The 12,521-nt window shown below is 42.0% G+C and carries 12 protein-coding genes; all 12 read left to right on the forward strand.

Annotated features, from left to right (window positions below; translation table 11 throughout):
- Window positions 1-51: 51 nt before the first annotated feature.
- The 12 genes from AC1M9J_RS03420 (at window position 52) to AC1M9J_RS03475 (ending at window position 12,514) form a co-directional block, all read left to right on the forward strand.
- Window positions 52-330: a hypothetical protein gene (locus tag AC1M9J_RS03420; RefSeq protein WP_481951887.1), complete on the forward strand. Its 279-nt coding sequence runs from the start codon at window positions 52-54 to the stop codon at window positions 328-330.
- A 56-nt stretch (window positions 331-386) separates the two neighbouring features.
- Entirely contained in the window at window positions 387-719 is a 333-nt protein-coding gene (locus tag AC1M9J_RS03425; RefSeq protein ID WP_481951888.1) for a hypothetical protein, read from the forward strand.
- Window positions 716-1,057: a phage tail protein gene (locus AC1M9J_RS03430; RefSeq protein ID WP_481951889.1), complete on the forward strand. Its 342-nt coding sequence runs from the start codon at window positions 716-718 to the stop codon at window positions 1,055-1,057. Before AC1M9J_RS03425 ends, AC1M9J_RS03430 begins: the two co-directional genes overlap by 4 nt.
- Window positions 1,058-1,107: 50 nt before the next feature.
- Window positions 1,108-2,403 carry an SUMF1/EgtB/PvdO family nonheme iron enzyme gene (locus tag AC1M9J_RS03435; protein WP_481951890.1) on the forward strand — a complete coding sequence of 432 codons (1,296 nt, stop codon included), beginning with the start codon at window positions 1,108-1,110 and terminating at the stop codon, window positions 2,401-2,403.
- 67 nt (window positions 2,404-2,470) lie between these two features.
- Window positions 2,471-2,818: a diversity-generating retroelement protein Avd gene (gene avd / locus AC1M9J_RS03440; protein WP_481951891.1), complete on the forward strand. Its 348-nt coding sequence runs from the start codon at window positions 2,471-2,473 to the stop codon at window positions 2,816-2,818.
- Between the two features lie 243 nt (window positions 2,819-3,061).
- Window positions 3,062-4,195: a reverse transcriptase domain-containing protein gene (locus AC1M9J_RS03445; RefSeq protein ID WP_481951892.1), complete on the forward strand. Its 1,134-nt coding sequence runs from the start codon at window positions 3,062-3,064 to the stop codon at window positions 4,193-4,195.
- The gene (locus AC1M9J_RS03450; protein ID WP_481951893.1) at window positions 4,189-4,629 is read left to right on the forward strand and encodes a hypothetical protein; all 441 of its coding nucleotides are present in this window, start codon (window positions 4,189-4,191) and stop codon (window positions 4,627-4,629) included. The genes AC1M9J_RS03445 and AC1M9J_RS03450 overlap by 7 nt, the downstream gene beginning before the upstream one ends.
- Window positions 4,630-4,640: 11 nt before the next feature.
- The gene (locus AC1M9J_RS03455) at window positions 4,641-5,438 is read left to right on the forward strand and encodes a phage minor tail protein L (RefSeq protein WP_481951894.1); all 798 of its coding nucleotides are present in this window, start codon (window positions 4,641-4,643) and stop codon (window positions 5,436-5,438) included.
- Window positions 5,438-6,187: a C40 family peptidase gene (locus AC1M9J_RS03460; RefSeq protein ID WP_481951895.1), complete on the forward strand. Its 750-nt coding sequence runs from the start codon at window positions 5,438-5,440 to the stop codon at window positions 6,185-6,187. Before AC1M9J_RS03455 ends, AC1M9J_RS03460 begins: the two co-directional genes overlap by 1 nt.
- Window positions 6,171-6,752, forward strand: a complete 582-nt coding sequence (locus AC1M9J_RS03465; RefSeq protein WP_481951896.1) for a tail assembly protein — start codon at window positions 6,171-6,173, stop codon at window positions 6,750-6,752. Before AC1M9J_RS03460 ends, AC1M9J_RS03465 begins: the two co-directional genes overlap by 17 nt.
- 54 nt (window positions 6,753-6,806) lie before the next feature.
- Window positions 6,807-11,978 (forward strand): TipJ family phage tail tip protein, encoded by a 5,172-nt coding sequence (locus tag AC1M9J_RS03470; protein WP_481951897.1) that lies wholly within the window; start codon window positions 6,807-6,809, stop codon window positions 11,976-11,978.
- Window positions 11,975-12,514: a DUF4376 domain-containing protein gene (locus AC1M9J_RS03475; protein ID WP_481951898.1), complete on the forward strand. Its 540-nt coding sequence runs from the start codon at window positions 11,975-11,977 to the stop codon at window positions 12,512-12,514. The genes AC1M9J_RS03470 and AC1M9J_RS03475 overlap by 4 nt, the downstream gene beginning before the upstream one ends.
- Window positions 12,515-12,521 lie beyond the last annotated feature (7 nt).

Consider the following 12,521-nt stretch of genomic DNA (forward strand, 5'->3'; position numbering starts at 1 on the left):
TTCCACCAATTTCAAGTACAAAAAGAACTCCTATTTTTAAGGAGTTTTATTTTGACTGAAAGAAATGGCTACTATGCTGAGCAAAACGCAAAGGCTATGGCGCATGCTATTAATGGCAATCCAGAAATCATAGAGCCAATCCGTGCTTATGAGTTTTTCTGTAAGTGCATTAATGAAATACCAAGCTATGCGACCATCCCTGATGGCGCACTCTTATTTCGCCTAAATGGTAGTGAGGTGCTTGTGCAAGACGATGAGAGAAGGCTCGATCCCTTGGTGGAGGTGATCGAGCGAATTGTCTATGAGTTGTATTACTCAAAACAGAAGTAACTTAACTTTACCACAGAGACCTCGCTTAATGCGGGGTCTTTTATTTGGAGCTAATAATGAACGCTAGTGCAATACAGTATACCGATTCAAATTCAATGATTCATATTTCTAAGTCTTACAATCTTGTTTGTGAATATGATGGTAATAAGCCAGATCAAATTGAAATTCCTAAACTGAATCTGGTTCTAAAAAAGGGTAACTGGCTTATCAAGGTTGAGGGAAACTTTCTTGTTTGCGAGAACAGTGCACGCTCTGCTTTATACGGAGATGTTCACTCTGTGATTAATCCCGAAGTGAAATTTAAAAAAGATCTTGGTCAAGCAATCAGTGACTCAATCAAGTCTGTGATTCTTCGGGAGCAACAACGAGGGAGGTTGTTATCTAAATGAGCAACCGAAAATTCAACTTTCCTGCTGATCGAGAAGGCAACTCGCAAACCAATTCATTCAATGTTTTATCAAGTCAATTTGGTGATGGGTATCGCCAAAGCACGTCGGTAGGCATCAACAATAGGCGAGGTGTGTGGAATTACACGCGCACAGCTTATAAAGATGAGATTTTGCAGATTAAAGCCTTCTTTGATGACCATAAAGGTTCTGAATCTTTTTTATGGGATTCACCTTTAGATGGTGAGGTGAGGGTTATAGCAAGCGAATACACACCAGTTCATGTCGGCGGATTGGTGTGGCGAATTTCAACTACCTTTACTCAAGATTTTCAACCTTAAAAAATTTAATTTTATACCCCGCTTAGTCGGGGTTTTTTAATGGAAAAATTATGGCTAAGCAAACAATTAATCAAGGTACAGCACCAACTGGCGCAGGTGGAGATACATTCCGCACTGGATCAGCAAAGTTACAAGCGAATGATGATGAGATTTACAATCAATTGGGTGCAAATGCTCAAGGGGTATTACCTGTAGCATTACCAATTACTAAGGGTGGTACTGGTGCAACGACTGCACAATCAGCTAGAGAAAATCTAGGTGTAGACCAAATAAAATCGGAATTAACAATTCTGATCAAGGACTCATTGCGCCAATCCGTTGAGGTTGCATCGGGTGGTGAGCAAACCGTGCTTTACACCGCAAAAGGTCAGCCAACCCACATGAATATTATTCATAAATTTGACTTGTCAACAATTGATGCATCACTTAGCGGAACTCATCCAGCGTTCATTGTGAATGGTGTAGAGAAGAATGAGATTTTCATCGGCACATACCAAGGCCGAATAGTATCGGGTGAGTTACTTAGTCTGCCGAATGTAGACCCAACAACTTCAACCAATTTTTATAACTTTTTAACAGCAGCGCGACTATGTGGAGCTGGACACCATCTCATCACTAATGCCGAGTGGTCTGCTTTGGCACTTCAGTGCTACAAAAACAACCAGCAACCTATGGGGAATAGTTATTACGGGAGGAGCTCTGAAAACCCATTGCTTATCGGTCGTCGTGCAGATGGCTTGAATCCTGGTGATACTTCGGGATCAGCACGAACCTTAACTGGATCAGGACCGGTGGAATGGCGACACAATAGAAAACCTAGCGGCATTGCAGATTTAGCAGGCAATGTATGGGAGTGGAATGTGGGAATGCGAATATTTAATGGTGAAATACAGGTTATCGCCGACAATGACGCAGCATTGCACGTAATAGATCTTGGAGAAAATTCAACACAATGGAAGGCGATTGACGGTGAAACAGGAAACCTAGTTACACCGAATGGCAGTGGAACGACAGTAGGTACAGTGAAATATGCGAACGGCGGTACAGCAGACTACACAATCAATGGTTCAAATTTCGGTGGAATTCGAAACTTATCAACAACAAAGCCTGTCTCTAGCGCGGCTTTGGGTCGATTAAAAGCATTGTGTTTATACCCACATACCGAAGATACAGCTAGTTTCAATGGTGATTATTTTGCAAAAGATATTACAGGTGAGCGCGTGCCGATCCGTGGTGGCAGTTGGGACAGCGCTGCCTCTGCTGGCGTGTTTGCTTTGAACTTGAATAACGCTCGTTCGAACGCGCGCGCGATCATCGGGGCGCGTCCAGCTTTCGTAAATCTGTAATCTGAAGTGTGTTATCTGTTTTAGTGCGCGATAGCGCACTTTCTTGTTTTTATTTGCGAGTAATATTGTGTCTAGCGATTTATTAATCAGACAAAAATGCGAAGAGATGATCAACTATGGCTATATTGCTTTACGCCAGTTTCCAAAATTTGAAAAGCATGTACTTGCTGCGGAGATTCGCCAAGTCATGTGGGGTATTTTAAGATTAATTATTATTTGCAATAAACGCTATCATAAAAAAACAACATTACAAGAATTAGATGCAGAGCTAGATCTATTGCGCTCTCAAGTCAGAATATCAAGAGAACTAGGATACATTGATTTTAAAAAATACGAACATTGGGCAAAGCTAAATAATGAGATTGGTCGCATGGTGGGCGGCTGGGTTAAGGCATTTGCTAGTAATAGCAAATAGGGGTGTGCGTTACAACGACGTGCCGATCCGTGGTGGCAATTGGAACAACGCTGCCAATGCTGGCGTGTTTGCTTTGAACTTGAATAACGCTCGTTCGAACGCGAACACGAACATCGGGGCGCGTCCAGCTCTTAGAGCGTGTCAGAAACTTAATTCTCAAGGGGGTTAAGGCAGAACACTTTAAAAGGATGTGCACTCCTTAGATGAAAATCTAAAAAACTAAACCGACGGCATGGCTGAGTAGTGAAAGCGAAAACTCATGCCGTTTTATTTTTTGAGAGACCAATGATTACCTATAACCATCTATACCCTCTAATTTACGATTTTGAAAATATACATGCTGCGTATATAAAAGCTAGGCGCGGAAAGCGTGATCGCCGAGAGGTATTAAATTTTGAATTAAATTTAGAGGAAAACTTAATTCAATTGCAGAACGAGCTAATTTGGGAGGTTTATAAAACAGGACAATACCGAACATTCAAAGTGTATGAGCCTAAGGAGCGTGATGTTGCTGCATTGCCTTTTAGGGACAGGGTGATTCAACACGCAATCCTGCTAGTAATCGAGCCAATATGGGAGTGTCGTTTCATACATGACAGTTATGCATGTCGAGCAGGAAAAGGTGTTCATGTGGGCGCAGATCAGGCTCAAAAAATGATGAGAGTTGTGCAAAGAAAAAACGGTAAGCACTACGCGTTTAAAGCAGACATATCTAAGTTTTTCTACAACATTGACCACAATGTAATGAAAAATCTAATTAGAAAGAAAATCTCATGTAAATCAACACTGAGACTATTGGATGAAATTATTGACTCATCTGGTGGGGGTGTTGGGTTACCGATTGGAAATTTAACATCACAGCTTTTCGCAAACATATATCTACATGAATTAGATGAGTATATTAAGTGCCGATTACGTCAGAAGAACTACATCCGATATATGGATGACTTTTGTATATTTCATCACGATAAAGATCACCTGCATCATTTGCGTATTGATGTTGAGCGATTTCTTTATGAAAAACTCAAATTAAAAACCAACGCAAAAACACAAATATTTCCAATCTCGTTAAAAAATAGTAGATCTCTTGATTTTCTTGGGTATCAAATGTGGCCAACTCATCGGCGTGTTCGAAAAAGCTCAGTCTCTCGAATACATCGAAAGATCAGATTTATGAAAAAACAATATATGCAAGGAAAAATACCTGCAAAGCGAGTCCAAGCATCTATTCAATCGTGGTTGGCTCACGCATCACACGCGCAAGGCTACGGCTTAAGTAAGTCAATTTTAAGAAAGGCCATTTTTTATAGAAGATTAAACCACAACACCACCAGCTATGTACTATTACCCAGAATAGAGGATTTAAATAAATGCTAAAACTTGTCTCAAATAAAAATGGCACCGAGATTCATGCACTACAGATTGAAAACGGCGTTGCTACGATTAAGCCTGAATTTGATGGTATTAAAGAATTACTACAAGGTTTGACTAATAAGCGTGAAATCTTGACAGCATTGTCTAGTTTTAATCAGGAATTTGTTTGGGCGGTAATCTATGAAAGTCCAGAAGCAAAGCCCCTTACACGCCGCCAATTCCGTTTAGCTTTAGCAATGAATGGATATGACTTATCACAAGTGGAAGCACTGATTGATCAAATCCCTGACCCAATGCAACGCCAAATCGCATTGATTGAATGGCAAGATGCAACCACGTTTGAACGCTTGAATCCAAGTTTATTGGCTATGGCTGATTTAATGGGGCTTAGTGCAGAGCAGGTCAATATGCTATGGAATCAAGCACTCACATTGTGACGGGGTAATTAATGACACTAAACAGTGATTTTCAAAAACTTCACGTTGATGGCATTGTGACACTTTATGAATTAGATGCTCGCACTTTAGGTGCGGGCATTCTTCGTTTTCATGGTCATATTGCCTATCAGGACTGGGAGCGCATTTACAGTCTGATTGGGTCTGATGGTTTAATTGGTGACGAAACTCAGCTCATCGGTGAGGTATTTGAACAGGGTCAAGATAAGGTTTGGCATCGAAACATCATTTGGCAGGGTGAAACTTTTGAGCCAATGGCAATTGATGTAACCGGTATGGAAATGCGATCTGATGGAAAGGCGTCAATGCCTATCCTCACGATGGCGAACAATATCAACAAAATTCAAGGCGCTGTTTCAGCTTATTGTTTACAGTTCGGCGACTTTGCAGGTGCAAAGCTTAAAGTAATAACCACTTTAGCTAAATATTTAGATGCTGAAAATTTTAATTCAGGCAATTCAACTGCTTCAAATGAGTCTAAAGAGCAAATTTGGTATATCGAACAAAAGACGTCCGAGAATGCACAGGCGGTGACATTTGAGCTATCCAATCCTGTGGATTTTGAGGGTCTAAAAATTCCTGTACGCCAAATATCAAATTATTGCCATTGGTGCGCTGTTAATTCATATCGCGGTGAAGAGTGTCAATACACTGGTACAGCAATGTTTACAGATAAAGATGAACCTACCGACAATCCAGCCTTGGATCGATGCTCAGGCAGACTTTCATCTTGTCGTATACGCAATAACGAAAGTCGCTTTGGTGGCTTTCCAGCTTCGAGTTTAATGTGATGAAATTATCCGCAAAACTTAAAAAAGCAATTTTAGCCCACGCTGAGCAAGAATATCCGCTCGAATGTTGCGGTGTTGTGGTTAATGGCAAATATATCGCTTGTCGCAATATTTCACCCAATCATGATCAATTTGAGATTCATCATGAGGATTTAGCAAAAGCTGAAGATATGGGTGAAATTCAAGCGTATGTGCACTCACACCCAAATGCATCAGCACAAGCATCAGAATATGATTTGCATCAAATTGAGCTGCACGAAAAGCCTTGGGTGATTTGTGCTTATCCTGATGTGGAGTTTCAAGTCTATGAGCCATGTGGGTATAAAACACCGCTCGTTGGTCGGAACTACCATCACGGCTGGCAAGATTGCTACTCAATCGTACGTGACTTTTACGAACGCGAACTCGGTATAAAGCTCATGGATTTTAAGCGTGAAGACGCATGGTGGGAGAATCCAGAAAGCAAGTCTTTATATTTAGATGGGTTTGGTGAAGCTGGTTTTATTGAGGTGGATGAGCCGCAATATGGTGATGTGCTTTTATGTCGAGTTGGACGTACCGAGCATGTGAATCACGCTGTAATTTGGCTTGGTGATAACGGTGTGCTTAAGTCTGAAAATACACAGCCTTGCATCGGGGCAGCTCTTATTTTGCATCATCCCTATGGACGTAAATCTGTACGTGAAATATTCGGGCAGCAATGGCAAGAAAGAGTTGTTAAGGTGGTTCGCTATGCTCAAAAAAATTAAACTTTATGGAATTCTGGCTAAAAAGTTCGGTAAAGAATTTCATTTGGCTGTTGATAATACGGCAGAAGCAATTCGCGCCCTATCTGTGCAAGTGCCAGGTTTTGAAACATTTATGATGCATGCACATGAACAAGGTCTAGAGTTTGCTGTTTTCCAAGATAAGCAAAACATTGGTGAATCAGAACTTAAAATGAATACTGATGCCAAAACCATCAAGATTGTGCCTAAAGTTAAGGGTGCTGGTGGCGCAGTACAAACTATTTTAGGTGCGGTCATGGTTGTGGTTGGTATTTTGGTGACGGTTGGTACATTGGGTGGTGGCACAGCGCTTGGAGCAGGATTGATTGGTGCTGGTGCAGGAATGATGATGGGTGGTATAGCAATGATGCTGATGCCAAAAACCGAAAACCAAGATCAAAATCAAGATGGCAACAAAGCCAATAAAGGGTTTGGTGGCGCAGTTACAACCGTAGCACAAGGTAATCCGGTTCCAATTCTCTATGGTCAAAGAGAGGTTGGTGGATTTATTGCAAGTGCAGGCCAATATCCCGAAGACTTAATGTAACTAAGAATTTTATTCAGGCGCTACAAGCGCCTTTTTTATTGTTTGAGAGAAAGTATGAACGCAGTAATTAAAGGCGCAAAAAAAGGATCTGGACAAGCAAGAAAAGCGGTCATTGCTCCAGATTCAGCTCAATCTAAAACGTTTATTAATATTCTATATGGTTTGAGTGAAGGAGAAGTTGAGGGTTTAGCGAATGGGTTGCAAAGTGTGTATCTTGAAGAAACTCCACTTCACGATAGTAATGGCACTCCGAATTTTCATAATATTGTCGCAGATTTTAGAAACGGCACGAACGATCAGGAATATATCGAGGGGTTTCCTGATATTTCATCTGAAAGCGCTGTAGGTGTTGAGCTTCAATCAGGAACGCCTTGGGTTCGAGCAATTTCAAACACCGATCTCGATGCATTAAGAATTCGTTTAAAATGGGGTGCATTGAGAACAACCAATGAAAACAATGGTGATGTTACAGGCGTAACGATTGATTACGCAATTGATTTGCAGACAGGTGGAGGGGCTTGGAATACAGTTATTGATGCTCGTATTTCTGATAAAACATCAACAAACTATGAGCGCTCACACCGTATCGACTTGCCAAAATCGGACAATGGTTGGCAAGTGCGAGTTCGCAGGATCACACCAAATTCAACGTCAGAGTACGTAAGTGACAAAATGTATGTTGAGGCGATTACGGAAGTTATCGACCTAAAACTTTCATATCCAAATACTGCGTTACTTGGTCTTCGATATGATGCAGAAAGATTTTCAAATGTTGCTAAAGTAGCAGTTGACTTAAAAGGTATAAAAGTCAAAGTTCCAAGTAATTACAATCCAATTACAAGAGCTTACACAGGATTGTGGGATGGTACTTTCAAGAGAGCTTACACCAACAATCCAGCGTGGATTTATTATGATATTTGCACATCAAAACGTTACGCTTTAGGTGATCGATTAACTTCTTCAATGGTGGACAAGTGGTCACTGTATCGTTTGGCGCAATATTGCGATCAAATGGTTGATGATGGCAAGGGTGGTCAAGAGCCGCGTTTTACTTGCAATGTTTATTTGCAAACTACAGAAGATGCATATGCGATTTTAAATAAATTGGCAGGCGTCTTTAGAGCCATTACATTTTGGGATGGCAATTCAATTGTCTGTGATGCTGATATCCCGCAAGACACATTCTTTACCTATACTCGCGCCAACGTAATTGATGGGTTATTTGAATATTCAGGATCGAGAGCGCGTGATCGTCACACGGTTGCAAAAGTGGCATGGGACAACCCAAAAAATCACTACAAGACAGAATATGTGTATGTGCGTGATGAGGCTGCTATCGCCAAGCTTGGCGTTCGTGTGGTCGATATCGATGCATGGGGTTGTACATCTGAGGGGCAAGCACAACGAGCAGGTTTGTGGGCTTTAAAATCAGAGCAACTTGAAACGCGCACAGTATCTTTCAAGGTCGGCTTGGATGGTCATATTCCTTTACCCGGTAAAGTAATTGAAATTGCAGATGAGTTGTTTGCTGGTCGTGCTAATGGCGGTCGTATTTCAGCAGTTTCAACGAATCTTAGAACAATTACAGTTGATCGTGACAATGTGGTGTGTCGTGCGGGTGATCGGCTCGTCGTAAATGGCGAAGATGGCAAAGCTCAAGCGCGTACAGTTTCATCGGTGAATGGTCGAAACATCACTGTTTCTAGTGCTTTTGATTCTGCTGCAGCTCAAAACGTCTGGGTTGTGGATGCGCAAGATTTGAAGACAATGAAGTTTCGTGTCATGAGTATTACTCAAAACGAAAAACATCAGTTTTCAATCAATGCAATTCAGTACGAGTCATCTAAATACGATGCAATTGATCATGGTGCTTTTATTGATGAGCGACCGATTTCAATTATTAACCCAACCACACAAGAGCCTGTATCAAGCGTGGTGCTTACATCTGAAAACATGGTACAGCAAGGTATTTCCGTGGCAACAATGTTGATTTCATGGGATCAGGCAAAGGGTGCGACTAAATATCAGGTTGAATGGCGTAAAGATGATGGGGCTTGGATAAAGCTGCCAATCACGGGTGCTAATTCAGTAGAAGTGCAGGGGATTTATTCAGGTAATTACGAAGCAAGAGTCACAGCTATTTCAGCATTCGATGTTGCATCATTGCCAACCTATTCTGTATTAACCAGTTTGTCAGGTAAAACAGGATTGCCGCCTGCATTGGCAAATCTAACAGCATCAGGTGTGTTGTTTGGCTATAAGCTTAAATGGAATTTCCCTGCAATTGGCGCATTAGATACGGCATACACGGAAATAGAAATCGCAACAACTGCAAACGGAGCTAATGCTGCACAATTAGGTTTGTTCGCATATCCGACCACAAATCATGAAATTCAAGGAATGCAAGGCAATCTCACTCGATACTTCCGAGGGAGGCTGATTGATCGAATTGGAAATATTGGTCCATGGTCAAATTGGGTGAGTGCAACAACTTCTGCTGACGCCTCTGCGGTTTTGGATATATTGTCAGGTAAAATTACTGAAAGCCAACTCCATCAAAATTTACAGCAAAAGATCAATCAAATCGACACGATTGCTGGACTTGATGGTGATGTGGGCAATCTGATTGACGACATTAGTGCGGTTCAAACCCAAGTTAACCAGCTTAATCAATCTCTTAACAATGAAACCCAAGCTCGCTTGGATGCAACTGAAGATTTGGAAGATGGTTTAACTCAAGAGATTCAGCACAGACAGCAGGGTGATGCGGCTAACCTATTAGCTTTGAATAACTATAAGGTTAGTAATGATGCGGCTCTTGGCAATGTACAACAAGCTGTTAATGTTGCTGTGGCTGAAAATAGCTCCAATGCTCAAGCAATCCAAGCTTTAGATGGTCGTGTAACAATCGCTGAAGATGATGCCTCAACAGCAAAAACCAATGCAGCTACAGCGCTGTCTCAAGCAAATATTGCAGTTAATGAAGCAAGCTCTGCTGCTTCTCAAGTTGATCAAATTAGAGCTGTGGCAAATGAAGCATCTGACAATGCCGATCTTGCTATGCAAAATTCAGCAACAGCTTTATCTACAGCAAATGGTGCTGCAAACCAATCAAGCGCTAATGCTCAAAACATTCAAGCAATAACAGTTGAATTAGGCAACAAGGCAAGTGCTGGAGCTTTAGAACAAACTAATGCGAATGTACAGCAGCTTGAAGGGCGCGTATCGGCGAACACTTCTAAGATTGATGGGGTTTATGCTCAAGTCAATCCAGCGATGATTGGTTCAAACGATGAGCTTATCGGATCAACTGAAGGCTATGCAGGCGCATGGTCACAATTAACAGCCCAAATTGAGGGTGATCAGGCGCTCAGCCAACGAATCGATTCAACTGTCGCTCAGATAAATGAGAATTCAGCTCTCATTCAATCCGAGGCAACCGCAAGAGCAAATGCGGATAGTGCACTTGGGCAAAGAATCGATACTCTTCAAGCTCAGGTAGGTAATGATTTACAGCAAAATCTAGCAACAATTCAGCAAGAAATGCTTGTGTTGGCTGATGCTGACTCGGCTTTATCTGGTCGTGTGGATACTGTCCAATCGTCAACTGCCACTGCTCAACAAACGGCAGAACAAGCGATTGCCGATGCGCAAAGCAAAGCGAATGCAGCAGAACAAGCAGCAAAAGCATATGCGCAAGCACAAGCCGAAGCTGAAAAATTAGCAGCTATTGCAGCGGCATCTAATGATGCGACTGCAAAGGCAAATGCTGCACAACAAGCCGCAATTGCCGCAGCAGCCTTGGATGCTAAGAATAAAGCCGATGCAGCAGAATTAGCAGCTAAGCAAGTTGCAAATGCAGCTCAACAGTCAGCGGATGCGGCTCAACAAGCAGCTCAACAGGCTGCGAACTTGGCTGGAAATAAAGGCGAAGTGATTTATGGCTCTTCCGCGCCTGCTCAAGATAAGCGATTAAGTCAAAACCTTTGGATCGACACAACAGGAGGTAATAACACACCTAAACGTTGGAATGGCTCTCAATGGATCGCAGTTACAGACAAGGCAGCAACAGATGCAGCAGCAGCGGCTTCCGCAGCTCAAGCTACAGCAAATGAGGCGCTTGGAAAAGCCAATACAGCGACACAAAATATTGCGACTGTGCAAAACCAAATTACCACCATCACCAACACTCAAGGGGCGCAAGCTCAGCAGATTGGCAGTCTCCAAACTACTGTGGGCAATAACACTGCATCAATTCAGGAGGTGAGTGAAAGTGTAGATGGGATTTATGCTCAAAAGTTCACAAAAATTGATGTGAATGGAAAAGTAATAGGTTGGGGTGGTGCGAATGATGGCGTGGAAGGAAGTTTTATTTTTAATGTTGATTCCTTAGCAATTGGCAGTGGGAATAGCACTGGGTATTACCCATTCATCTTCCGCAACACACCATACACAGATCCAAATACAGGCACTGTTTTTCCTGTTGGTGCTTATATGAAATCTGCGTTTATGGATTATGCCTCTATCGATACTGCTCATATAAAAGAGTTGGCGGTTAAGTCTGCTCAAATTGATGATTTGGCGGTTACATCGGGGAAAATCAGCGATTTAGCAGTTTCAACTCTTAAGATTCAGGATGAGGCTGTTACTGTGCCAACAGGGTTGAGGATTGATAACTTTCGACTAGACGCACACGAGTACAGACTTAAACAGGAAGCCAATCCTATCACGCCCTACCCAACAGGTGCTGAAGCGGGACTGCAGTATTTATTAAGAGATAGCCCTCTTATATTTAATGTAAATATTCCTCGACAAGGAGGGAGATTGCGTATCGATGTGAGCATGCAACTAAGCACCACATCTGCTAATGCTGGTATGTTTTTTGTAGTTCACTCCAATGGGCCAAACCAAGGCAATATGACAGAGGCTGAACGGAGATTCTGTCGTCTAGTAGTTGTTATTTATCGCAATGGGGTTGAGGTTCATAGAGCATATTTTGCACCTACCTCCTTCCCGGGAACAATGGTTGGTTATACCGGTAATATGACATTTCTTGCGCTTGAAGATGATGTATTGACAGGCAACCACACCTACTCCATGAAAATAGGTGCATCTTACGCAGGCTCATTATCTGGAGTGGTGGTAAGCCCATCAACCAGCAATTACAACCAATACTGGATAGATTTGAGTGGTATATCGGTATCTTTTTTAGAGCTAAAAAAATGACAGCAATTATCTCAAAACATGGGGAGCTTCTTTATTCTATTCAAGGCAATCAAGAAACAATCGAGTTAAATAAACCTTTGGGGTGTTTAGCTGTGCCTGATCCCCCTAGATCAAATATGTACTACAAGGGGTGGTGGGTTGATTTACCCAAATCACCATCCTCGTTTCACACTTTTGATTATCAATCTAAGCAATGGGTTGATCCTAGAACACTGGAGCAAATTAAAGATCAGAAATGGTTTGAAATTAAATCGGCTAGGGATGCTTTTGAGCTGGGTGGTTTTGAGTTTGAAGGAAATTATTTTGACTCGGATCATTTATCACAGAGCCGAATATTAGGAGCTTCGATTGCAGGGGTGGATCAAACATGGACACTGGCAAACAATACAGTTGTTGAATTGACTGCTACGCAACTCAAGCATCTTTACCAAGCCCTACAGGCCCATATTGCATTTGCTCATGAACGTGGGCGAGTTGCTCGACAAGCTATTTTCTCAGCCTCATCGAAAGAAGAGGTTGAGGCTATTCAATTTTAGGGGAATA

It is taken from the genome of Acinetobacter sp. ANC_7588 (assembly GCF_056783995.1).